We start from the raw sequence: 21,246 nt of genomic DNA on the forward strand, positions 1-21,246 counted from the left end.
CGTGCGGCTCAGCGGGTCAGGTTGGCGAGGAAGGACTCGGCTGCCGACCACGGGGTCAGCTCGATGCCGAAGCCGCGGTGTGCGTCGGGTCCTTGGATGTGGACCAGCCGACCGGACACGTAGACGACGTCGCCGGTGCGGAACGCCCCGGTGTACGCACCGAGGTAGCTGCGCAGGTGGGTGATCCGGCGGGCGAACACGGACGGCTCCTCGACCGTGGACTCCGTGACCGTGTCCACCTCGATCCCATAGAGCGCCGGCGTGACCAGCCCCTCGGAGTGATCCGTGATCCGGGCCAGGACGGAGATCGCCCCTACCTCTTTGGCGACCACCCCGGCGAACGTCTTGTCGCCGTCGGCCCTCAGCGGCTCACAGTTGATGTGCGCCCCCGCACCGGCCGTCAGGCCCTGCAGCTTGCGGGCCTCCTGCCGCATGAGCGCGTCGAAACTTCCCCCCACCATGTACTTGGCTCGCCGCACGTACAGCCGGGTCAGGGACTCACCCTCGTACGGGCGAATGAGGGTGCGTTCGGCGAACAGGGCCTGTGCCGCCTCGTAGCCGCGCGGACCGTAGCAGACCAGGTCGATGTCGGAGCGGGCGTTGCAGGCACCGACCAGGAAGGACCCGGTCACCCCGATGACGTCCGCGGCACCGGCCGCGACGATCCAGTCGATGATGGCGAGCAGGTCCTCGCTGACCGCCGTCTGGTCCAGGAGGCCAGGGTCCTGGTGCAGTGCGGCGAGGGTCTGGCGGCAGGAGTAGTGGGTGACGATGTCCTCGCGGGGAACGCCGGTGATGACGCACCCCACGGCGGGGGAGTAGATGTAGCACTCGGGCCGGTCAGCGAGGAGCCCGAACGCCTTGGAGACCACGCTGTTCTGCCGGTACGTCCGGCCGAACAGCACCCGGTCACCGCGGACGTCCGGGTAGTACTTGACGTACCCCAGGAAGTGCGTGCCGGGGTGGACATCGCCGATGACCTTGAAGATCACCCCGGCGCGGTCCAGGAGGTAGTCGCGGTCACGGATGGTCGCCAGCGCGGTGCCCAGCGGCGAACTCTTCGAGTCCGGGGAAGAGGGCGGTATCGACCGTCCCGGTGTGCTCATACTGCTCGAGTCCCTTCGTGAAGAGGTGCCGGCGGTACTGCCACTTCAGGTGCTTGTCCGTGCGGGAGGGGTCGGTGGGCCGCATCAGGGCGAGGAAGAACAGGGCCTTGACGAGCAGGTATGCGCCCAGGTTCTGGCTGATGGGCTGCCCGGTGGTGTTGCGGGCCGCGTCGTCCAGCACGGCGAGGTAGCGGTGCCGCTGGCTGGGGCTGGCCATGTAGCCCTTGGTGCCGCCCTTGAAGGCGATGATCTCCAGGGCCGGGAGGACGTCGTATCCGAGGGGGACCAGGCCGTGGTGCTGCCAGTCGATGACTCCGGCCGGCAGGACGTTGGGCAGGCCGTAGTCGAGGTGGCCAGCCGCCAGCGGAGCCGTGGCCAGGCGGTCCAGCGCACGGTCGAGCGCGGTATGCGTGCGGGTGTTGTCCAGGTCGGGGTTCTCCTGGAAGACGTTCTGGGTGAACCCGGCACTCTCCAGCCACTGCCGCAGTGCGCCGGGCGTGGGCTCGACACGGTGGGCGGCCTGGGCGCGCAGCAGCCGGGCTGCGACCTGTGCGGCGGTGTCGGTGACGTCGTCGTGCAGGGCGCGGCCGCCGTCCAGTGACGCCAGCGCGCGGTCGTGCAGGGTCTGGTCGCCCAGGGACTCCTCCACGACGTAGTAGTGGCCGTCGTCGGTGACGCCCTCCTCCAGGAGGTGCGGGACCGGGTAGTCCAGGTCTGCGATCCGGCGCTGGAAGGCGGCCTCGGCCTGGAGTTCGGTGCCGCCGGTGCGCCGGTAGCGTGTTCCGTCGGCGGAGACGTAGACCGCGCCGTCGGCGGCGGTCCGCTTCTTGACGAACCGCCAGGAGTTGTTGTTGTCGTTCATCTGCTCGCTCCTTCCGGCTCCTTGGTGAAGGCGTCAGTGGCCGGGGGCTCGGGGATGGCGCGGGACAGGGTTCTCACGTCCATGACCCAGCGCATATCACCCGCCGCGACGCGGCGGCGCAGTTCGGCGAGGTCGTCACTCCCGGGTGTGTCCGGCCGGGCCAGGTGGGCGCGGCGCCAGAATTTCAGCAGGGCGGGGAGCTGGGCCGCGGTGATGCCCGCCCGGATGTGCAGTGAGCACAGGGGGAGGAACCAGGTGAGGAACCGTTCCCGTTGCGGCGGGCTGACGCGGTGTACCTCGCACAGTCGCTGCAGCGCCGTGGTGTCGTCGTACGGGATGCGCCCGTGCAGCGCGTACCGCAGCCGCGTTCCGTTGTGCCGCCGGAACAGGGCTCCGTAGGCGGCGACGTTCGCCGCGGCGTTCTCGGTGACCGTCATCACCGGCCGCTCCGCGCCGTGCCGGGCGGCTGCGGCCAGTACGGCGACGTGCACGCCGGCCCGCGGGTCCAGGACCAGGCCGTCGAGCCCGAGCGGCGCGAGGCTGATGCCGTGGTCGCGGGTGCGGGACAGGATCAGCCGATCCGGGACGTTCGAGGCGATGGTCAGCAGATGCCCTGGTGGCTTGGCCTGGTGGGCGTGGACGTCGTCACGTGCGAGCACCGGCGTATCGTGAGGCCGGTCCCAGACCAGCAGGTTCCGGGTGAGCGGCCGGGAGCCGGGGTGCCCGCACGCGCGGCAGGCGTGGGGAACGGTGCCGGTCATGTGGCCGCAGAGGGTGCAGAGCTGAACCGCGACGGGAGTGAGGGTCAGGACGCCGTCCTGCAGGAGGTGTTCGGTCATCTCCAGCGCGAGGGCGGCCACGGCGGGCGCGGTGTCGGTGAGGACGCCACCGGCCGGAGCCGCGCCCGGTGCGTACTTGGCGGCGATCGCACGCTCTTCCCGCTCGTGCCGGCCGATGGTGTCCCGGTCGGGGGCGTCACGGTGGCGCAGGTCTCCGGCCAAGGTGGCGGTGTTCCACAGGTGCGGGGCCGGCCCCACATCGAGGAGGTTGTTGAGCGCGTCGGACGCGCGGATGCCGGCAGCCTTGCCCGGCCGTTCGGCGAGGGTGAAGGGGCCGTTCTGCACGGGCCCGTTGAGGTACAGGAAGTTCACAGCTCGGAGCTCCTCAGCAGTCCGGTGGGATGGTGCCGCGGGCGTGGAACAGGCCGTCGGACTGCTCGTAGACCAGGACGGCGGCGTTGGGCGTCTTGTGCTCCCGGGCCTCGTCTACCAGTTCGGTCACCGGCCGGCGCTCCAGAACCGCGCGCAGCGCGAGGATCGCGGTGTGGTGGGTGACCGCCACGACATCCGCCGCCGGCGCGGTGTGCAGTCCGTCGACGAACGCCGAGGCCCGCCGCAGAACGCCGCCAGCGAGGGACTCCCCGCCGTCACCGGGAGGCGTCCACAGGTGCTTACGGGTCTGCCGGTCCTCCGCCCCTTCGGGATAGGTGGCGTACAGCTCGTGCTTGGTCATGTAGGTGGCCGCGCCGTAGTGCTGCTCGTTGAGGAGCGCGGTCACCTCGTAGGACAGACCGGGCAGAGCGAGTTCGGCGGTATCGAGGGCGCGACGGTACTGCGAGGTGCGGACAACGGGGTCGGGGCCGGTCAGATCCGCCAGGGTCTGCCGCAGCCACAGGCACTGGAGGAAGCCACGGGGCGTCAGACCGACGACATCCCGGGACAGGGCATGCGCGGCCGGCCCGGTCCACGGGCGGGGGTTCGCGTAGAAGCCGGTGTACTTGGTGGCGTTCTCAATCGATTCGGCGTGACGTACAAGGAGGAGCATCGCCATCCTCTTCAGATTCGGGGAAGGGGGGTTGGTGCAGCGCGGACGTTCGGGCGCGGTTCTGTGCTGGGCGCGGTGGGGTAGGCGGCTCGATACGGACGAGGTCGGTTTCGGGGAGCAGTCCGAGCTGCCCGGCGGGCCGCCGTGCGGGCGGCGGGGGTGAGCGAGCAGGTGGCACGAGTGTCGGTCGGGCAGGCCGCGGTCGAGGGCGGGCTGCCCGTAGTCGGCCAGGCCGTCGACGTACAGCACCATCAGGGAGGCTCCTGGCGGTTCCATCCGGTGAGCTGGTAGACCGCGAGCTGAGTGAGGTCCACCTCGTGCTCCTGGACGCCGTCGTCGTGCTCGAGGTCGATGTGCGGCGAGTGGGGGTGCCAGGCCGGGTCACCTTCGACGTCCCGCCAACGGCGGCAATGCTGACGTCAGGTCGGAGTCATCGACGCTGGTCACGACTGAATAGGAGTGTCTGAATCTGAGGCGGGTTCGTTCAAAACGCAGGACTTGACAGAGAAGGAGTCGGTGGCCATCTCGCGGTAGGTGTCCAGGTGGATCCGCCACGGTGCGGGGAAGCGACGGGCGGAGGTCGACTTGCCGCTGTCGGAGAGGTCGACCAGCGCGGTCACGCTTCCCGGCGTGAAAGTGGAGATGCTGAGATTCACAAAACCCTTCCTGAGAGTGGATGGTGGGCGGGAACACGGTGGCGGCCCGCAGGCCGGATGCCTGTGGGCCGCCGGAGAGGTATGGGCGGGTCTAGAACGGCGCCTCGTCGAAGCACGCTGCGGCCGGCACCGTCTGGCCGTCGTCGCGGGCGGGGGTGCAGGCACTGCACAGGTCGAACATCCCATCGCTGGGAACCCACCAGCAGCCGCCCGGGCAGGGTGCCTCCTCGGTGCAGCCGCAGCGTTCGCAGTGGGGGCCGGGGACGTAGCCCAAGCACACCTCCCGGTCCCCCCGCTCCCCGTAGGGCCGGTAGCGGCCGGTGCCGCCGCAGCGGCAGTCCTCGGGGTGCGGGTCCGCTGGCTCGCCCCGATCGCACTGCACGGGCTCCTGGTGCACCGGCGCGCCCTCGGCGTCGTAGGTGAGGATCGCCATCACCTCGCCGCATCCGCCGCACCCGCCGGGGCAGTTCGGCGGGTGCGGCGCCTCGCTGGTCTCGTGCTTGGTGAACTCACTCCGCAGCCAGGCGCGTACTTCTTCCCGGTCGCACGGCCGGAGTCCGTCCGCGTCACGGACGGCGAGCGCGGCCCGGACGGCGTCGTTCGCGGCCTGCTCATCGCCCGGCCGCTCGAGGGCGAACAAGTCGCTCACGACAGCGCGGAGCAGCAGCGCGGTGCGTTCCCGCCGCCATAGGTACTCCGAGCTGAACACGCGGTCGCCGCGCACGAAGCCGTGGCGAGCCCAGAAGGTCTCCTGGGTGATCTCGGTGATCAGGCGGGAGATGGAGGGGGCGGGCCGGTAGGCGTCCGGGTACGCGGTGGTCGGCTGGTGGTGCACGAGGTGTTCCTCCTTGTGGTGTCGGGCTTAGGGGCCACTGCGACCGTCCCGGCGGAACGGGCCGGGGCGGTACAGAGTGTGCTCAGCGCACGGGTCAGCGGGTCGCTTCGATGCCGATGCGCAGGTGGGTGCGCGCCCATGCCAGGAGCGAGCGAGCGCTGGTCACCCTCGGGGCTGATCAGCGCGTCGGTGAGGTACGTGACGGCGGAGTCCAGGTCCTCGCTGGCTTCCTGCGGGTAGCCGACGCTGGCGATGGCCAGGACGTCGCGGAGGACCAGGCCGCAGCGGTGTCGGATGACCTGGTTACGGTTGTCGGATGCACAGGTCAAATGCGTCAGCCGACGTGCCCGCCCACCCGGGCGCGTTGCTGCCTCTCCTGGCTAGCGACGGGCGCGTCGTCGGCTTCTTTGCCGGGGTCGCGGACCTCGACGTGACGAATCCAGCCGATCACGAGTTGGAGGACGGGGTCCGGCTCGCCTCCGGGGCCCGGCTGGAGCAGTTCGCGCGGGCGGGCTCAGGGGACGCGTTCTGTTTCGTTGGTGAGGGCGGTGAGGAACGCCCCGTGGTGTACGTCAGCCTTGACGGTGAGGCCGGACCGCTTGCGGTCGGACTGCCGGATTTGGTGCGGCTGTGTCTGGTGGCACCGTGGTGGCGGGATGCTCCCGGACGGACAGCCAGAGAACTCCAGGCGGTCGCCGACGAGTATCGGCAGAACGTGCCCGACCTCGACCGGCGACGCGACCTTGCGGCCCGGGCGCTCGGTCTCGATCCGGCTGGACTGCCGACTGACGCGGCTGCCCTGGCCCGGCTCGCAGAGCTCTCCCGAGGACCGGTCGCCGCGGCCTGCCTCGTCCTCGGGTACGAGGGCGATCCGCTCGACCCCCTGTTCGGCGCCACTCCCGACCGACCCTAACTGGCGGTTCGGGTCGGTCCGGTGGTCCGCCGCCCGGACCGCAGCTAGTGCTGTGACCGCATAGGTTCGCCGGGTTGGTGGCTTCGCCCCGATATTCTGCACGGCGTGATCAACTCATACGCGAGTTCGGACGATGCTGAGGTTGCGATAGCTGGGGCACGTGCCGGAGCGGACGTGGTGCGCAACATGTACGGCCAGCGGCTCACCCGCATTGACAAGGGCGCCGGTGACTTCGCCACCGCGGCCGACGTGGAAGCCGAGGAGACGATCCTCGGCGTCATCCGTACCGCTCGGCCCGATGACGCGGTTCTCGGCGAGGAAGGCGGGCAGCAGGGTGCGGCCGACACTGTGCGCCAGTGGTTGGTGGATCCTTTGTGCGGCACTCTGAACTACGCCGTCGGCAACATGCTGGTGGCCGTCAACGTGGCGCTGCGCGACGGGGCGGCGGCGGTGGCCGACCCGTCCAGCGGCGAGGTCTTCTTCACCGACGGCGAGACCGCCTGGGTGCGGCACGACGGGATCGATGAGCAACTGGCACCCACGCCCGCCACCCGGCTGGTGGACGTCAACCTGGATCCGCCGTTCCCGAGCGCGCCCGGATTCCGAGCCGTGGACCTGCTGGCCCACCCTGAGTTCGTCGAGCGGTTCCGGCCGCGGGTCGTGTCCACGACGCTGGCGTTGGCCTGGGTCGCGGCCGGCAAGCGCGCCGCGTACGTCACTGACGGCGGCGACCTGTCCGGTAGCGTGCATTTCGCCGCCGGCATCGCTCTGTGCCGGGCTGCCGGCTGCGTAGTCACCGGCATCGACGGCGCCCCTGTCGGGCAGGCAGGCCGTGGGCTTGTGGTGGCCGCTGACGCCGAGACCCATGGGCTGCTGATGTCGATGATCCGCAGCCCTGCTGTGAACGCACAGGTTTAGCCGGATTCGGTCAAGCTGCGGCTTGAAGGGGGCGTCCGCCCCAGCGGATGCCCTTCTCGCTGCGGATGCGGGCGATTTCCCTGCGTTTGGCGGCCAGGACGTCGGGATGGCGGGCGTTGGCGTTGCGCCAACGCAGGTAGCCGTGCAGCGCGCGAGTCTGGACCGTATGGTTCGGGTGGTGGGAGTTAGCGAGGGTGAACTGCCTCAGCGGTCCGAAGTGCGCCTCGATGGGGTTGGCCCAGGAGGCGTTGGTCGGGGTGAAGCACAGCTCGACGTTGTTGCGCCTGGCCCACTGGCGGATCTTGGCGCCCTTGTGGGCGGACAGGTTGTCCAGGATCACGTAGATCGGGGCGCCGTCGGGACGGGCCTCGCGGATCGACCGGAGCGCGGCCAGGCTGTTCGCGGCGCCCTTGCGGCGGCGGTTGACACCCCACAGTGTGTCGTCGCCCACCGAGTAGCAGCCGTGGAAGTAGGTCACGCCGTGGGTGCGGTGGTAGGTGGCCGGCAGGCGGTCGGGGCGACTCTGTTCGGCCCAGCAGCTGCCGCCGGTGGGACGGATGCCGAGCGGGCCGAACTCGTCGAACGCGAACGTCCGGTCGGGGAAGCGTTCCAGGACATGCTCGATCCGGTCGAGCTTGGCGTCCCGCTCGGGGTCGGTGGACTCCTTCCACGTCTTGGTGCGCTGGAAGGTGACGCCGCGTCGGGCGAGCAGGCAGCGCAGGGCCTCGCGCCCGATGCAGATCACCCGGCCATGAACTCGACGGAGGTAGGCGAGCAGTTTGCGGATCGACCAGCGGGTGAAGGGCTGGCCGAGCTTGGCCGGGCGGGTGGTGGCCGTCTTGATGACGAAGTCCTCGTCGTCAGGACAGAGCAGGCGGGGACGGCCTCCCGCCCAGCGAGGGTCCAGACAGGCCAAGCCGATCTCGTTGAAACGGTGGATCACGTCCCGCACAGTGTCCTCGTCGGCCTGCACCAGCCGGGCGATGACCGGCACCCGGTTGCCGCCAGCCGAGGCCAGCAACATCATCGCCCGCCGGTAGCGCACCGAGCTGGTACTGCCCCGCCGCACGATCCGCCGTAACTGCTGGCCCTCCTGATCGGTCAGTCTGCGGACCTTGACCGGCTCTGCCACCACGCCTCCCGACACTGCGTTGAACGTCTCCCGACATCCAACCGGCCCAGCCACCACGAGCGCCAACCGCAACCCGGCGAACCTATGCGGTCACAGCACTAGCGGGCCGACGGCGAGCAGTCAAAGTTCCGTCACAGCAACGTGATCAGCAGGGCGGAGACCAGCAGCGCGGTCTGGTGGAGGGCTTGGTCGGTGAGGTACATGCCGTTCATCCCGGCCGCCTTCAGCTCGGCGAACCCCTTGGAGCCGACGTGTTCCAGGAGCCAGCGGACCGGCCATCGCCGATCGAAGAAGGCATGGGTCGCGGCCGACACGGCAAGGCCCGCCACCAGGCCGGACCAGGACATCTGCAGCGGCAGGACGCCCCAGACCAGCGCCAGTATCACGGCCATCACCAGGTGGTACTGGGCGACGTGTCGCAGGCACGTATCCCAGCCCCGTCGCGGGCTCGCGCCGTCGGCGATCTCTGCCGCCGACGGCGCCGCCTTCCCCTCGGCCTGGCGGTCGGTCTGTCCGATGACGTGGTCCGCGAGGTTGTGGCCGACAGCAAGCACGGCCCACACCGAGCCGAACGTCGCCAGGGTGGCGATCTGATCGATGGAGGTCATCAGCGACCACCCACCAGAGCGAATCGCGAGGCGAGACCGCGACGCCGGACGACCGCGACACCGGCGCCCTGCGACGGGAAACCGGTGCTACTGCGCGAGCGCCAGGAGACCAAGACACTTCGAATGGTAAGCACGGCCTTTGTCGCGTTGACCCAGTAGTCGCCAGCGGCGCTGGCGGCGCGGGTCAAGCCGAGCAGGGCGGCGACGACGACGCGACGCTGCATGCGGGGTACTCCTGATTTCGAAGACGGAATGGGTCGGCCCCGCCCATGGGCGGGGCCGGGGTGTGCGCGGTGGTGCTGGTCAGAGCCATTCGAGTTCGTCGTCGTGGCACAGGACGTTGCCGATGAACAGGCCGAGCCCGGCCACGGTCCAGCGGTAGTCGGTGAGTTCGCCGGGCGGGACTTCGTCCAGGACGTATCCGACGCGGCCTTCGGCACGGGGGTCGTCCTCGCAGGCGAGGACCAGGACCTCGTTGTCGCGGGCGATCATGTCAGCGGGATGGCGCGGCAGGCGGCGGCGTGGTCGTTGGCGTTCTCGCGGATGCTGAACAGGTAGTCCTCTTCCGGGAACTGCGAAGTGGCCTTGCAGCCGTGGCACTTCCACCGGTTCTTAGGGTGCTCACCGAGGCCGGTGACGTCGACGAAGGACCCGCCGATCGTGACGAACCGGATCTGGAGGTTCTTGGGCCGCTCAGGCTCGGTGAAGGCGGAGACGCGGACAGTTGTGCTCATGGCGGTGGTCCTCTCAGGTCATGCGGCGAGCCGGTGATCCGGCGCCGGGGGAGCGATGTAGGAGTTGGGGTCGGCGGGCGTGCCGTCGTGGCACTCCAGACAGGACCCCAAGGTCTTCAAGGGGATGCAGTGGAAGTAGCGCCGGCCACAGGCGCCGCAGGTCTGGCGCTTGGCCATCGCGGCGTCGAGCGCGGCCTCCTTCGCGAGGGTCATCGGAACTTGGGCTTGGCCAGGTCGATCCGGTACAGCCACGCCCACCGCTTGCCGCCGCGGCATGCGATCCGGGCGACCGGCTCGGCTCCTGCGGGGCGCAGTCCCATCTGGCGTAGCTGGCGGCGGGTGGCAAGGGTCGCGCGTCCGGCCTGCTTCCACCGGTAGACCGGTAGAGAGCCGTCGCCGGGGTCGTAGGGGTCGACTTCGACCAGGTCCTCGTCCTGGCCGGCCATCACCTGCTCAAGGCGCCGGGCAGCCGGTCGGGGCGCTGCGGGTAGCGGGGTTTGGGGCGCTGCGGGCGGGGCCGGCCGATCCGGCGGCGCGGGCGAGGGATGAGCACGGGTGTCCTCCAACAGGGGTTATGGCGGGCAGTGCTGCNGGCAGGGCGCAGCACTGCCGGCGGGGCGCAGCACTGCCGGCGGGGCGCAGCACTGCCGGCGGGGCGCAGCACTGCCGGCGGGGCGGAAGGGGTGAGGCGTGCGGCCAGGCGGCCTGTCCGGTCCTCGCCCGGCCCCGAAGCGGGGCGGGCGAGAGCCAGGCAGAGCGTCAGGTCAGCGGCGGGCGGTGCTTGAGCGGGACGGGAACGGCGCGCCTCCCGTGTGGGATGCGCGCCGTGGTGTGGCAGCGGTCAGGCGGCCTCTTCGCTGGTGTTCTCCGGCCGGGGGCCCAGGGCCACCTTCGAGGTCTTTCCTTCCTTGATCCGGTGGATCCTCCGGGCTTTCTCCAGCTTGTTCAGCACGTTCGCGAAGGTCGACTCCGCGACCCCGCAAGCGGCCTGCAGCTTGCCCCGTTCCACGTAGTCGATATCGTCGGGGTCGATGTCGTCGCCCTGGTCGAGCATGTCGACGTACATGGGGTCGGACTCGTCGCGGAGGGCGGCCAGGACCTTCTCCTCCGAGGTGAGCTCCTTGGCCCTCGGGAGGTCGACACCGGGGAACGAGGTCCCGGCCTCGCCGGTCCCGCCTTCGCCGTCCTTCTCCTCGAAGCCGGGGATAGGCGTCATGGCCAGCTCCTCCATGTACGCCTGGTCGCCCCACCAGGGCACGTCGGCCGGGGCCATGATGTTCTCCGGCCGGATGTGCTCGGTGGCGTCCTCCAGGTTGTCGATGCGCATCATGCCCGCGCGCCCGCCCGGGGCCGCGACGTAGCCGAGGCCGAAGGTGCGGCGCGGGTCCGACTCTTCGATGGTCGGGTCGTAGACCAGCGCGTCGTCCTCCTCCACCCATACCGGCGGGATGAGGGAGGGGTCGATCCCGTCGAAGCCGGGGGGAAGGTCGCCCAGGTTGATCTGGTCGCTGTCGGTGCGCAGGATGATCCAGGTTCCGCCGGCCAGGAGGTTGGCGCGGATGGCCTGCTCGCCGCCCAGCTGGTCCAGGTTGACGGTCTGGTTGATCAGGACCCAGGGCATGCCCATGGAGCGGGTCAGGGAGGCGCCGTCCTTGACGATCTTCACGGCCTCCTTGCGGTTCGGTGCGCCCGGGGCCAGCATCTGGGCGGCCTCGTCCAGGATCGTGGCGCAGTACGGCCGCATCGCGGTCGGCTCGAAGTTCTTCAGCTCCAGGCGGGCGGCCTCTTCGATCCGGTGCTGGAGGACCCACCAGGAGATCCGCATGGCGCCCAGGGCGCCGTGCTGCGTCAGGCCGCTGTATACGGCCATCTTCGGGATCGCGGGGTTGGAGGCGCCCTTGGGGTCGCCGTAGAGCTGGGCCATCTTGTTGGCGTGGTAGGCCAGGCTGATCATCTGGCCCGTGCCGCCCTTGCCGGAGCCGGTGGTACCGGCGATCACGACGTGGAGGGCGCCGAGCTTGGGGTCGAACAGCTGGATCTTCGCGGGGAAGCCGGAGACGATCTTTCCGATGTTGACCCAGCCGCCCGGGGTGGCCACCAGGGAGTCGAGGCCCGGGAAGTCGTGGCCGGCCTCCAGCGGGTTGTGGTCCATGACGCGGATGACCGCGCGCCGGGGGTCGCGCCGTCCCGGCTCGTAGGAGACGAGGTCGATGGAGCGGCGCAGCGCCCCGGCCAGCTCCCCGAGGTTGACGACGCGGGGGAGTGCGTCCAGGTCGTCGTCGGCCACCACGCGCGCGACCTGGCCGCCGGTGTTCACGTCGTCGCCGACCTCCTCCAGGTGGGTCTTCGACAGGACCCGCGCCCGCACCCGCTTCCAGGCGCCCTGGAGGGTGGAGGGATCCAGCTCCGGGCGCTGGGTGTACCAGACGGTGATGAACGCCTCCCCGGAGTGCGCCCCGTAGTTCATGGTGATGTCGTCGACCGAGCGGCCGAAGAGGCTGGAGACGGCCTCCTTGGAGACGTTCACGGAGTCGCCCAGGGCTGCGGTGATCCGCCCCTCCCAGCGGTCGGCGTAGATCACGACGTCGGAGAGGACCTGGTTGCGGTAGCGGCCGTTCTCCGGGTCGCTGATCACGCGCCCCCAGGCCGCGATCATCTTGTCGGCCAGGGACATTGGGCCCGGGGTGCCGGTGTTGGCCGGGGCGGCCTGCACCGGCTGAGGCGCCTGCTCCACCTCGATCTTCTGCCTGCCGAAGACGCGGCGCAGGCGCCAGCCGGTGAAGACCACCGCGGCCCACCAGCCCAGCGACAGGATGCCGGGGATGGTGGTCGGCTCGAGGGCGCCGGCCATCAGCGCGTCGGACGCCTCGGCTCCGCCCAGCTGACCCAGGGCCAGGCCCATGCCGGTGGTGATCGTGGAGATCCCCATGGTGTCGCGGTGCGCCCGCGCGATGTCGATGCCGGGGAGCTGGTTCGCCCAGCGGCCCAGGCGGTTCATGTAGTTGGCTCCGGCGAACGTCGCACCGACCAGGAACCCGGCCCCGGCGTAGGCCGCCGCGTTCGGGTCCAGGTAAGGGGCCAGGATGCCCACCCCGACGGGGAGGACGATCTGGAGCGCCGCGGCAGCGCGCTCCGCAGGCTCCGCGTTCGGCACGGTCTTGGTGATGGTGGACATCGGGGGAATCTCCTGTCTGGTTACGGAGGATCCGCAAAGGTGCGGCCGGCCCGCAGGGATGTGGACCCCGGGGCCGGCCGTGCCGGTGGTGGGTGGTGCTACTCCTGCTCGAACCAGTCGCGGCTGACCTTCTCCAGGTCCGTCACGTCCGAGCGGTCGAAGGCTTCCTGGAACCCGGCGTGGGTGGTGCGGGCCTGGTCCCCGGCCGCCTTCGCGGTCTTCGCGGTGTCGGCCGTCTTCGACGCGTAGGTCATCGCGCCGTCCGACACTCCGCGGATGATTTTCGACAGCTCCTGGCACTCCGCCAGGGAGTCACGGTCCACGCTCTTGGCCCCCAGCGCGTCCGCGTCGGAGGCCGTGTCGTCGGCCAGCTCCTTGATGTTCTCCGCGGCCTTCTTGACGCCCTCCGCGTTCCGGGCCAGGGCCTTCTCCTTGGCCTCGGTCTTACGGACGAGGACCTTGTACGTCAGCTCCGCCATGGTCGGCTCTCCCGTCTTCTCTTACGCGGCGGGCGCGTAAGAGCCCTTGTCGTTGTAGAAGCGCAGCTCGGCCGGCTTCGTCTCGTCGCTGTCGACCACGGCCTTGTACAGCGGCGCGTACCGGGTCCCGATGTTGGTCAGGACGACCTTGCACATCTCCGCCGCCCGCTTGGCGCGCTTGTGGAGCTCGGCGGCCTCCGTCGCCTGGGCCTTCGCGCTGTCGGACAGCTTGGTCAGCTTCGCGGCCAGCTTCTCCCCGCCTTCGACGGCCTTGGCCTGGTCGGCCAGCTCCTGGCAGTCCTTCGCCTCGTCTTCCGCCGCGGCCTCGAGCGACTTGCACGCGTCGGCCACCTTGATCAGGTGGTTCTCCTTGGCCTCCAGCTTGCGTTCGTACTGCTTGAAGTTGCGGAGCTCCTTGCGGCTGACCGCCCCACGAGCACCGTCTGTGCCCAGGGTCAGCGTGTTCGCGTCGATCTCCTTGACCAGGAGGGGCTTCACGTCCGTGCTCACTCCGTCGTCTCCTTCGTCCGGCGGGGCGATGACGATCGTCTGGCCGCTGGGCCCGGTCACCGTCGTCCCCTGCTGCTTCGGGTCGTCCTTCTTCGGGTCCTGCTGCTTCGCCTTGTGATCGGTGCGCGCCTTGTCCAGCCGCGCGTGCTCCTTGCCGTTCTCCTCCTTCTTGTCCTGGTAGCCGTCCTTCGCGCCCTGCGCGTACGCCTTCACGTGGTCGACCGCGTTGCGGACCGCGGAGCCGTCGCCGTGGCCCGTCTCCCGCGACCGCTGGAGCGGGGTCCGGTTGTCGGTCCCGTTCGCGCTGTGCCCGGATCCACCGTTCTTGCCGGAGCTGCCGCTCTTCCCGGATCCGCCGGCGCTCCCGGACCCGCCGTTCTTGCCGGACCCGCCGCCGCTCCCGGAGGAGCCGCTCTTCCCGGATCCGCCGTTCTTGCCGGATCCGCCGCTGCTCCCGGAGGAGCCGCCCGAGCCCTGGCCGCTGCCGCCGCCCTTCTTCAGGTCGACCTTCGAGCCCTTGTCCTTGTCGGCCTTGTCCTTTGAGGTGCCGGAATGACCGCCGGACGAGCCGCCCGAGGACGATCCGCCGCCGCTTCCGGAGGCACCGGACCTTCCGTCCTTGCCCGCCTTTCCGCCAGCACCGGTGTTTCCCGAGGAGCCGTCCTTCCCCTTGCTCCCGGAGTCCTTCGCACCCTTGGGGCTGGTGTCCTTCGACGAGCCGCCGCCACCATTTCCGCTGGTGCCGCGCCCGCCGCCGGATCCACCGCTGCCATTCGAGCCGGACGAGCCACGCCCGCCGCCTCCGGTGGCGCCGCCGCTTCCGCCGCGTCCGGTGCCCGCTGAGCCGTTCCCCGTGGAATTGCGGCCTGAGTTTCCGCCGCTGTTTCCGCCGGAATTACGGCCCCCTCCACCGGCCCCTCCGGAGCCGTTTCGGGTAGGAAGCCCAGGCGACTTCATGACCGTGGTGGTCCGGGCCTCTTTCACCTGGTGCGCACTGGCCCTGGCCTTTTCCAGATCCAGCCGCTTGTTCGCAGTTCCTCCGCCTTTTGCCCAGCGGGTCGCGCCCGCCCGGAGCAGGGTTTTAAACACGCCCTCCTTGTGCCGGGCACCGGCCGCGTCGGATCCGGCTCCGGTCAGGTCCTCCGGGGCCTTGAACGACTCGCTGGTGACGCCCGGGGAGGAGCGGTCCACCACGCCGTCGGCGTCCGCCTTCGCGGCCGGGTCGTCACCGTCCGGCCGGGCCCCGGCGGTGGCGGTGACCGGTCGGGCGGGCTCCACCGCGGCCATCAGGGCGGCCATGATGCCGGTGTCTCCAGTGGGTGCCGGCGCGGCGGGGGCGGCCGGCGAAGCGGGCGGATCGGGCGGTCCCGCGGGGACCGGGGGCGCCGTATCGGTCGCCATGTCTCATTCCCCCTTCTCGTGTACTACCAGTGACCATTGGCGCTGTGAATTGCTGACCAGCCCGGCGCTCTTGAGCTCGGACAGTTTCACGGCCAGATGGGGCACAGAAAAATTTGTCGCCGCAGCTACCTCATGCACCGTCATCGGCGCGATACCAGCCTTCAAAGCGGCCAGGATCTTCTCCTTGACCGTGGGCATTGAAGGGTCTCGCTTCTGGCTTTCCCGGAGTTCCTCCAGACCTTCCGGGGATGGGAACAGCCCTTTGCTCCGGAGGACCTGAACCGCGTCGGTCACGATATGGACGGGGTTCGCTTCACCGAAGTCGAACCATTCGCCGATCACCCGGAACCGCTTCAGGTGATCGTGGATCAGTCCCTCCAGAAGGCGCCCGCCCTCGATGGTCACCAGGATCCGGAGAGGGTTCGGGCTACCTGACTGCAGCTCCACTAGGCGGTTGCGCGCGTTGCCCGCAGAGCCGATCTTTACTCGTCGGTCAGCTGCGGATCCGACCACGTACACCACACCGTGCGCGTTGCTCCGGCCGACTCTGTCATGCCGCATCTGCTTCCTCGATCGTTACTAAGGGTGGTTACTCCCTACCTACTTCCCAGCCGAGAAGAGCGCCCGGGACGCCCCAGAAGGCGTGTTTTCGCTGTTCAGGCGGTCATGAGTAGGTAAGGAGTAACCACCTCGACTACCGTGCGTGACTACGTGTGGGCCTGCTTGCCCTTGCGTGCGAACACCGCGATGACCAGGCCGCCACCGGCGACCAGACCCAGCAGGGCGGAGGAGTTGATCCCACCACCGCCGCCGCCGTCACCGGCGTCCCGGGCGTGGCTGGCGGCCGCCATGTCGGACCCGTCGACGGCCTCGTACTGCTGCTTGCAGTCCGCCACGACGTCGCTCCGCGAGGGCGCTCCGAACCCCTTGCCGATCAGGTCGGAGGAGTCCTTCACGCACTGGTCGACGGCCGCCTGGGTCTTGTCGGCGGCCGCGGCCGCGGCCTTCTTGTCGGTGCGCGCCTGCTCGTTCCGGAGCCGCATTTCCTCCAGTTCCAGCGTCTTCATCTGGATCTGGAGCGCGGCGGCCTCCTTCTCGTCTTTCGCGACGGCCGCCGAATGAACCTGGAACCAGATGGTTCCGCCGCCGACGATCGCCACCCCGGCCACCGCGACGGCGACCTTCCCACGGCGGGTCAGACCGGCCTTCTTCTGCGTGACGACCGGGGTTCCGTACGGCCCTTCATCGGCGTACGGGGAGGCGTCCGGAGCGCTGTTTCCGAAGGTCATTCCGGCCGCCATTCCGGCCTGGATTCCTTCAAATGCCTTCTCTTCGTCGGGTGTCATTTTTAGTCTCCGTTCTCACGCGCTAGGTCAGAGGCCGCCGAGATGGTGGCCTCCACACCCCGGAAGGTGTTGCTGGAAAGGTCGTTCCATTCCCAGAACCGCAGGTGCACGCCCTGGCGGGCCAGCTGGGTCTGGAGGTAATGCACGGCCTTCCCCCGGTCGATCGCGGTGACGTGCCCGGTGGATTCCAGAAAGGTCTGGGCACCCCGGATGCACATACGTCCGGTGGGGGAGAAATCGAAGCTCTGGCACCAGCCGTAGCGGATAAGGACTTCGATCACCTGGACCAGGTGGAACGAGGGCTTGAGGGGCCGGGGCTCCTGCCACAGCCCCAGGTCAGCCATCGCGGACCGGACCCCCTTGGGGATCAGGCGCTGGCCCCAGGTCGGGGGGTCAGGCGCCCAGATCTCCAAGGCCGACGGAATCACCGCGGGCGGTGCCAGCGCGGGGGCTGGCCCGGTCGTCGTGGGTGCCATGCTGTGCTCCTTTCTTGCGTGGGGGCGCGGGCGAGCGGCCTGCCGGCCGTGGCCGTCACCGGTCCGCGCTCGGTGGGCGAGCGCCGGTCCGGTGGCGACCATGAGCGGCAGGACGGTTGTGCGGGTGGTCCGGTCAGCGGACCGTGTGCTGCTTGAGTGCGACGGCGATCTGTCCGGCGCGGTCCGTGGCGATGGAGCCGCCCTCGGCCCGGACCGCCTTGGCGATGTTGGTCCGGTTCAGCGGCTCCTTCACGGTCCGGAGCCGGTCCAGTGCGGTCCGCTCCAGGCCCGTGAGCGTGATGACCGTGCGGTCCGGACCGTCTCCCTCGCCCCGGTCCGGACCGTTTGCGCTGTGCGGTGTTTCCTGGTCGGCCGGTCCGGTGCGGTCCGCGCCCCGTGGTCCGGGAGCGGCGTCGGCGGTCTGGACCGTCACCTTGCGCGTGGCCGCCCCGTTCTGGGTGGCGGGCACGGTCCGGGGTCCACGATCCGGACCGGGGCCGGTCGGCAGGTCAGCGCTCTGCGGTCCGGCCGGACCGGCCTGAAGGGCAAGCGCCGGTCCGCCGGTCCGGTCCGCCGCTCCTGCGGTCCGGACCGGGCCGTGGACCGCCTTCCGGTCGGCCGGACCGGACCGGACCGCGTAACCGTCGTGCTGGACCGGGCGGACCGCAGTGGTGCTTTCCAGCGGTCCGTTCCGGTCCGTGCGCATCAGGGTGAGCACGGTGGGGATGGCGGCCGGTCCGTGGTCGTCGGCCGCGAGGCGGGGGACGACGACCCGGTGCAGGGCCCGGCCGGTCCGGACCGCCTTGCGGTCCGCGAGCTGTGCCCCGGCCACGGTCCAGGCCCGGTCCAGCGTGGTCAGACCCGGATCGGTGATCGCCAGGGACCAGGCGGTGAAGGAGTGGACCGGGTAGCGGAACCAGCGGACCGCCCCGATGGACGGGCGGGCCCTGGCGACCTTGCCGTCCTCACGGAGCTTGCGGCGGTGGATCAGTGAGGCGTACAGCTCCCACAGCACCATGCCCACGATGCTCATGGCAGCGAACGCCACCGCCTTCGGGGTGAAGTGCCAGTAGGTGATCTGCTCCGTCCAGATCTCCGCCTTCGCGTCCCAGACCCGGCTGCCCTCCTTTGGCATCCCGGAGGCGTGCCAGAAGTTCATGACCGCCGCCCCGAGAGCGAAGACCCAGGTGGAGACGCGGTAAAGGGTTCCGGCATCGCCGCTCTGGCGGGCCTGGTGGTACATCCAGCCCACGAACGCGGTCGACAGCTCCCAGGCTGCGGCGAACAGGATCGTGAAGGGGACGACCCAGCCGAGGATGTCCTTGGCGAATCCGGCCTGCCCGGTCCAGGCGACCGCCATCGGCGCGGTGATCGGCAGGACCACCAGCAGCCGTTCGGCGTTGACGAGCACGAACCGCTTCACCCGCTCGGTACGGGTGGGCTTCCCTGCACGGGCAGCGGCCCGCAGCTCCCGGACCCTGGCCTTGCGGGCGGCCCGGGCGTCCTCGCGCTCCTGGCGGGCTTCGGCCTTGAGGCGCTTACGCTCGATGCGGCGCTCGGTGCGGTCGGTGGCGCGCTTCATCCGGGCGGCGGCCTCGGCCACCCTGTCGTCGGCGGCCTTCAACGCGACCTCCGCGTCCGCTTCCCGCACCCGGGCCCGCTCCAGCACCTGCTCGGCTTCCTCAAGCTGCGTATCCCGCGTGGTGCGGGCCGCCGCCAGGATGCGGTCGGCCTCCTCGCGGGCGGTGCGAGTCACACGGTCAGCGTCCTCGGCCGCCGTCGCCCGCAGCCGGCCGATGTCCTCCCTGGCCAGCGCACGCGTACGCGCCGCATCCGCGCGGGACGCCTCCCGCTCGCGGGCCGCGTCCTCACGCAGCTCGGCCGCCGCCCTCTTGGCCCCCGCCTTCACCTGCGCGGCCTGGGCGTCCGCGCTCTCGCGCAGCCCGCCGGCCTCGCCCCGCGCCCGCTCCAGGAGCTGTTCGGCGTCGGAGGTGGCGCGGGTGCGGGTCTCCACCGCGGTACGCTCCGCCGCCGCGAGCAGCTCGGTACGCACGCTCTCCGCGTCAGCGAGGGCCTTCGCCGCGGCCTGAGCGGCCTCGGTGCGGACCTGCTCCGCCTGCGCGGCCGCCGTGGCGGCGACCCCTTCGGCCTGGCGGCGCGCGTCGGCGACCAACTGCTCGGCAGCCGTGCGGGCGTCGGTGAGGGCCTGGTCGGCCTCGCCGGCCGCGGCTGCCGTGACGGTGTCGGCCTCCGCGCGGGCGTCGGCGAGCAGCTGCTTAGCCGTCGCGTCGACGCCGGCCAGGACCTGGTCGGCGTCGGAGGCCGCGGTGCTCGCGGCCTCCGTGCGGATCTGGTCGGCGTCGGCCTGGGCGGCGGCCAGGACACGGGCCTGCTCGGCGGTAGCCGCCTCGGTGATCGAGGCCGCCTCGGTGCGCGCGTCCTCCAGCAGCGCGGTAGCGCGGGTCTCGCCGTCGGCAAGGATGCGGGCAACGCCGTCGGCGGCCTGGTCCCGGAGATCGGCGGCACGGTCGGCGGCGTCGGATACGACGGACTCGGCGCGGACGGCGGCCTCGGCCAGCAGCTCGTCGGCGTCCGCGCGAACGCGGGCGGCGTGGGCGTCGGCCTCCCGGCCGGTGCGCACCGCGCGGGCGGCCTCCAGGCGGGCCTGCGCGGTCAGGTGCACGGCACGGTCGCGGGCCAGATCGGTGACGTCGGCGGCACGGTCGCGGGCATCGGCCAGGGCAGCGTCGGCCTCCGTCCGCACCTGCACACCCACATCCGTGACCGGCTCCGGGACGGGGGCGGCCGGTGCGGGTTCGGTGCGCGGCGCGATGATCGCGGCCACCGGAGCCGTCCGCCGCGCCGGACGGCGCTGCGGCGGCTGCCTCTTCTTCGTCGATGCGCGAGCCACGCCGCGCCCTCCCTTCAAACAGACCCGCGCGGCGCCCCGTGTCTTCCCCAGGGGCGCCGCGCGGGCGATGGTGTGTACATGGTGTGCAGAGCTGACGCGTCTCATACGGTCACAAGGCGGGCCTGGCGGCGGCGGTCCGCAGAACCCGACCCGCCGGATCTGGCTGGGCCAGGCGTCGCGGTGCCGCCGGTGACGGCACGGACCATGTGCCCCGTCGCACCGTCCGGACGATCCGGCGCCTGCCCACACGCCTGAAGGCGGCACGGGTGCGGCAGGAGATGGGACACCGGATCAGGCCGAGCCGGACTCGCGAGCGCGGCGGCGGGCGGCGCGACGCTTCATCGCGCGGCGCTCGTCCTCGCTCAGGCCGCCCCAGACACCGAAGTCCTGACGCGTCTCCAACGCCCACTGCAGACACATCTCCTGCACGGGACAACTGCGGCAGAACGTCTTGGCTTCCTCGAGCTGAAGCAGCGCCAGTCCAGTGTTGCCGAGCGGGAAGAACAGTTCGGGGTCTTCCACCGCGCGGCAGACGGCGTGGTGGCGCCAGTCGCCGGCGGGCCGTGTGGCGGGGGAGGGAGGGGTGGGGATGAGGTGTGATCGGGACATGAAGGGCCTCCAGAGGCGGGCCTGGTCAGGGTTGTTTGCGGGACTGCCGGTGCGTCCAGGCGTCCTGGAGCCGGGCGAAGCGCTGGTGCAGGGGTGTCCCGCTCTCACAGGGCTGGCCCCTCTGGCAGGTGTGGCAGTCGGCGGTGTGGGTCTCGGATGCCTGGAATGCCTGCATGTAACGGTCGAACAGATCGTCGGCGGGCCGGGGCATCAGGCCGCCATCGACGACGGCATCGCGTGCAGGTCCTCGGCGGCCTGGGCGAGGAGCGCGGCCTGCCCGGCGGCGGCGAGCAGGCGGCCCCAGTGCGGCGGCCAGGTGTGGGCGCGGCCCAGCTGCTGTTCCAGCGCCGCCCAGTCCACGGCGGCCGGGTCCGGGCCGGGGGTGAGGTGGCGGCGGATGACGGTGCGGGCGGCGGCGGCCAGCCACACCGGCAGCCCTGCGTCGGTGTCCCAGCCGGGTGCGGACATGTCGGCGTGGGCCAGGGCGTACTCCCACACCCGCCGGGCGAGCTGGTCGCAGCGGCGCCATTCGGTCGGCTGGAGGCGGTTGTTGATGTAGGCGAGCAGGGCGGGTTCATGCGGGCGGCAGACAGCGGACAGCAACGCGAGCGGTGTCACGGTCACGACAGGAGTTCCCTTCGACGAGGTGTAGCGGTGTGAAGGCATGGCGGGGCGGGCACCGGTGATCCCGCCCCGCCCGACGGCGCTGGGCAATGACCTTCCGGGGCCCGCAAGGCAGCTACTACTTCTG

General features: G+C 70.8%; 25 protein-coding genes. 2 read left to right on the forward strand and 23 right to left on the reverse strand.

The features are described 5' to 3' along the window. Positions 1-8 precede the first annotated feature (8 nt). The 6 genes from JJV70_RS15815 to JJV70_RS15840 form a co-directional block, all read right to left on the reverse strand. Positions 9-1,106: a hypothetical protein gene (locus tag JJV70_RS15815; protein ID WP_257574035.1), complete on the reverse strand. Its 1,098-nt coding sequence runs from the start codon at positions 1,104-1,106 to the stop codon at positions 9-11. Continuing rightward, positions 1,021-1,968, reverse strand: coding sequence for a phosphotransferase (locus JJV70_RS15820; protein WP_219048622.1), 948 nt, complete (start codon positions 1,966-1,968; stop codon positions 1,021-1,023). Before JJV70_RS15820 ends, JJV70_RS15815 begins: the two co-directional genes overlap by 86 nt. Beyond that, on the reverse strand, positions 1,965-3,119 hold the full coding sequence (locus JJV70_RS15825; RefSeq protein ID WP_219048623.1) for a hypothetical protein: 1,155 nt from the start codon (positions 3,117-3,119) through the stop codon (positions 1,965-1,967). The genes JJV70_RS15820 and JJV70_RS15825 overlap by 4 nt, the downstream gene beginning before the upstream one ends. Positions 3,120-3,132: 13 nt before the next feature. Then, positions 3,133-3,792: a histidine phosphatase family protein gene (locus tag JJV70_RS15830; protein ID WP_219048624.1), complete on the reverse strand. Its 660-nt coding sequence runs from the start codon at positions 3,790-3,792 to the stop codon at positions 3,133-3,135. 443 nt (positions 3,793-4,235) lie between these two features. Then, positions 4,236-4,448 carry a hypothetical protein gene (locus tag JJV70_RS15835; protein WP_219048625.1) on the reverse strand — a complete coding sequence of 71 codons (213 nt, stop codon included), beginning with the start codon at positions 4,446-4,448 and terminating at the stop codon, positions 4,236-4,238. Positions 4,449-4,539: 91 nt separating this feature from the next. Further along, positions 4,540-5,283, reverse strand: a complete 744-nt coding sequence (locus JJV70_RS15840; RefSeq protein ID WP_219048626.1) for a hypothetical protein — start codon at positions 5,281-5,283, stop codon at positions 4,540-4,542. Positions 5,284-5,599: 316 nt separating this feature from the next. Here JJV70_RS15840 and JJV70_RS15845 point away from each other — a divergent pair, with 316 nt between their 5' ends. After that, on the forward strand, positions 5,600-6,196 hold the full coding sequence (locus JJV70_RS15845) for a hypothetical protein (RefSeq protein WP_219048627.1): 597 nt from the start codon (positions 5,600-5,602) through the stop codon (positions 6,194-6,196). A 105-nt stretch (positions 6,197-6,301) separates the two neighbouring features. Continuing rightward, positions 6,302-7,114, forward strand: a complete 813-nt coding sequence (locus JJV70_RS15850; RefSeq protein ID WP_219048628.1) for an inositol monophosphatase family protein — start codon at positions 6,302-6,304, stop codon at positions 7,112-7,114. A 10-nt stretch (positions 7,115-7,124) separates the two neighbouring features. On the opposite strand, the gene JJV70_RS15855 is transcribed toward JJV70_RS15850, so the two are convergent. The 17 genes from JJV70_RS15855 to JJV70_RS15930 all read right to left on the reverse strand — a co-directional run bounded on the left by JJV70_RS15855 (position 7,125) and on the right by JJV70_RS15930 (position 21,119). Continuing rightward, entirely contained in the window at positions 7,125-8,246 is a 1,122-nt protein-coding gene (locus JJV70_RS15855; RefSeq protein ID WP_219048629.1) for an IS630 family transposase, read from the reverse strand. Positions 8,247-8,377: 131 nt separating this feature from the next. Continuing rightward, the gene (locus JJV70_RS15860) at positions 8,378-8,854 is read right to left on the reverse strand and encodes a hypothetical protein (protein ID WP_219048630.1); all 477 of its coding nucleotides are present in this window, start codon (positions 8,852-8,854) and stop codon (positions 8,378-8,380) included. Further along, entirely contained in the window at positions 8,854-9,078 is a 225-nt protein-coding gene (locus JJV70_RS15865; protein ID WP_219048631.1) for a hypothetical protein, read from the reverse strand. The genes JJV70_RS15860 and JJV70_RS15865 overlap by 1 nt, the downstream gene beginning before the upstream one ends. A gap of 79 nt (positions 9,079-9,157) precedes the next feature. Next, positions 9,158-9,346 carry a hypothetical protein gene (locus JJV70_RS15870; protein WP_219048632.1) on the reverse strand — a complete coding sequence of 63 codons (189 nt, stop codon included), beginning with the start codon at positions 9,344-9,346 and terminating at the stop codon, positions 9,158-9,160. Continuing rightward, positions 9,343-9,588, reverse strand: a complete 246-nt coding sequence (locus tag JJV70_RS15875; RefSeq protein WP_219048633.1) for a hypothetical protein — start codon at positions 9,586-9,588, stop codon at positions 9,343-9,345. Before JJV70_RS15875 ends, JJV70_RS15870 begins: the two co-directional genes overlap by 4 nt. An 18-nt stretch (positions 9,589-9,606) precedes the next feature. Further along, positions 9,607-9,801, reverse strand: a complete 195-nt coding sequence (locus JJV70_RS23525; protein WP_374227308.1) for a hypothetical protein — start codon at positions 9,799-9,801, stop codon at positions 9,607-9,609. After that, a complete protein-coding gene (locus tag JJV70_RS23530) occupies positions 9,798-10,034 on the reverse strand; it encodes a hypothetical protein (RefSeq protein WP_374227309.1) in 237 nt (78 codons plus the stop codon). The genes JJV70_RS23525 and JJV70_RS23530 overlap by 4 nt, the downstream gene beginning before the upstream one ends. 395 nt (positions 10,035-10,429) lie before the next feature. Beyond that, a complete protein-coding gene (locus JJV70_RS15885; protein ID WP_219048634.1) occupies positions 10,430-12,763 on the reverse strand; it encodes a hypothetical protein in 2,334 nt (777 codons plus the stop codon). A 98-nt stretch (positions 12,764-12,861) separates the two neighbouring features. Then, on the reverse strand, positions 12,862-13,242 hold the full coding sequence (locus tag JJV70_RS15890; RefSeq protein WP_219048635.1) for a hypothetical protein: 381 nt from the start codon (positions 13,240-13,242) through the stop codon (positions 12,862-12,864). A 21-nt stretch (positions 13,243-13,263) separates the two neighbouring features. Beyond that, positions 13,264-15,051 carry a hypothetical protein gene (locus JJV70_RS22855; RefSeq protein WP_257574055.1) on the reverse strand — a complete coding sequence of 596 codons (1,788 nt, stop codon included), beginning with the start codon at positions 15,049-15,051 and terminating at the stop codon, positions 13,264-13,266. A gap of 105 nt (positions 15,052-15,156) precedes the next feature. After that, positions 15,157-15,714 carry a GIY-YIG nuclease family protein gene (locus JJV70_RS15900; protein ID WP_219048636.1) on the reverse strand — a complete coding sequence of 186 codons (558 nt, stop codon included), beginning with the start codon at positions 15,712-15,714 and terminating at the stop codon, positions 15,157-15,159. Positions 15,715-15,860: 146 nt separating this feature from the next. Beyond that, complete coding sequence (locus tag JJV70_RS15905) at positions 15,861-16,499, reverse strand: hypothetical protein (RefSeq protein ID WP_257574036.1); 639 nt, start codon at positions 16,497-16,499, stop codon at positions 15,861-15,863. Positions 16,500-16,501: 2 nt separating this feature from the next. Continuing rightward, the gene (locus JJV70_RS15910) at positions 16,502-16,975 is read right to left on the reverse strand and encodes a hypothetical protein (protein ID WP_219048637.1); all 474 of its coding nucleotides are present in this window, start codon (positions 16,973-16,975) and stop codon (positions 16,502-16,504) included. 133 nt (positions 16,976-17,108) lie between these two features. Beyond that, entirely contained in the window at positions 17,109-19,886 is a 2,778-nt protein-coding gene (locus tag JJV70_RS15915) for a hypothetical protein (RefSeq protein WP_219048638.1), read from the reverse strand. 291 nt (positions 19,887-20,177) lie between these two features. After that, positions 20,178-20,495: a WhiB family transcriptional regulator gene (locus JJV70_RS15920; protein WP_219048639.1), complete on the reverse strand. Its 318-nt coding sequence runs from the start codon at positions 20,493-20,495 to the stop codon at positions 20,178-20,180. Positions 20,496-20,520: 25 nt separating this feature from the next. Then, the gene (locus JJV70_RS15925) at positions 20,521-20,706 is read right to left on the reverse strand and encodes a hypothetical protein (protein WP_219048640.1); all 186 of its coding nucleotides are present in this window, start codon (positions 20,704-20,706) and stop codon (positions 20,521-20,523) included. Next, positions 20,706-21,119, reverse strand: coding sequence for a hypothetical protein (locus JJV70_RS15930; RefSeq protein ID WP_219048641.1), 414 nt, complete (start codon positions 21,117-21,119; stop codon positions 20,706-20,708). The genes JJV70_RS15925 and JJV70_RS15930 overlap by 1 nt, the downstream gene beginning before the upstream one ends. Positions 21,120-21,246: the final 127 nt, after the last annotated feature.

The sequence above is a fragment of the Streptomyces sp. JJ66 genome (genome assembly GCF_019303495.1).
GTDB lineage: Bacteria > Actinomycetota > Actinomycetes > Streptomycetales > Streptomycetaceae > Streptomyces.

Excerpts from the sequence above, each read along its gene's own strand:
- JJV70_RS15815 (WP_257574035.1), bottom strand. The coding sequence starts at position 1,106 with ATGAGCACACCGGGACGGTCGATACCGCCCTCTTCCCCGGACTCGAAG.
- JJV70_RS15820 (WP_219048622.1), bottom strand. The coding sequence starts at position 1,968 with ATGAACGACAACAACAACTCCTGGCGGTTCGTCAAGAAGCGGACCGCC.
- JJV70_RS15830 (WP_219048624.1), bottom strand. The coding sequence starts at position 3,792 with ATGCTCCTCCTTGTACGTCACGCCGAATCGATTGAGAACGCCACCAAG.
- JJV70_RS15845 (WP_219048627.1), top strand. The coding sequence starts at position 5,600 with ATGCACAGGTCAAATGCGTCAGCCGACGTGCCCGCCCACCCGGGCGCG.
- JJV70_RS15860 (WP_219048630.1), bottom strand. The coding sequence starts at position 8,854 with ATGACCTCCATCGATCAGATCGCCACCCTGGCGACGTTCGGCTCGGTG.
- JJV70_RS15865 (WP_219048631.1), bottom strand. The coding sequence starts at position 9,078 with ATGCAGCGTCGCGTCGTCGTCGCCGCCCTGCTCGGCTTGACCCGCGCC.
- JJV70_RS15870 (WP_219048632.1), bottom strand. The coding sequence starts at position 9,346 with ATGATCGCCCGCGACAACGAGGTCCTGGTCCTCGCCTGCGAGGACGAC.
- JJV70_RS15875 (WP_219048633.1), bottom strand. The coding sequence starts at position 9,588 with ATGAGCACAACTGTCCGCGTCTCCGCCTTCACCGAGCCTGAGCGGCCC.
- JJV70_RS23525 (WP_374227308.1), bottom strand. The coding sequence starts at position 9,801 with ATGACCCTCGCGAAGGAGGCCGCGCTCGACGCCGCGATGGCCAAGCGC.
- JJV70_RS23530 (WP_374227309.1), bottom strand. The coding sequence starts at position 10,034 with ATGGCCGGCCAGGACGAGGACCTGGTCGAAGTCGACCCCTACGACCCC.
- JJV70_RS15885 (WP_219048634.1), bottom strand. The coding sequence starts at position 12,763 with ATGTCCACCATCACCAAGACCGTGCCGAACGCGGAGCCTGCGGAGCGC.
- JJV70_RS15890 (WP_219048635.1), bottom strand. The coding sequence starts at position 13,242 with ATGGCGGAGCTGACGTACAAGGTCCTCGTCCGTAAGACCGAGGCCAAG.
- JJV70_RS22855 (WP_257574055.1), bottom strand. The coding sequence starts at position 15,051 with ATGGCCGCCCTGATGGCCGCGGTGGAGCCCGCCCGACCGGTCACCGCC.
- JJV70_RS15900 (WP_219048636.1), bottom strand. The coding sequence starts at position 15,714 with ATGCGGCATGACAGAGTCGGCCGGAGCAACGCGCACGGTGTGGTGTAC.
- JJV70_RS15905 (WP_257574036.1), bottom strand. The coding sequence starts at position 16,499 with ATGACACCCGACGAAGAGAAGGCATTTGAAGGAATCCAGGCCGGAATG.
- JJV70_RS15910 (WP_219048637.1), bottom strand. The coding sequence starts at position 16,975 with ATGGCACCCACGACGACCGGGCCAGCCCCCGCGCTGGCACCGCCCGCG.
- JJV70_RS15920 (WP_219048639.1), bottom strand. The coding sequence starts at position 20,495 with ATGTCCCGATCACACCTCATCCCCACCCCTCCCTCCCCCGCCACACGG.
- JJV70_RS15925 (WP_219048640.1), bottom strand. The coding sequence starts at position 20,706 with ATGCCCCGGCCCGCCGACGATCTGTTCGACCGTTACATGCAGGCATTC.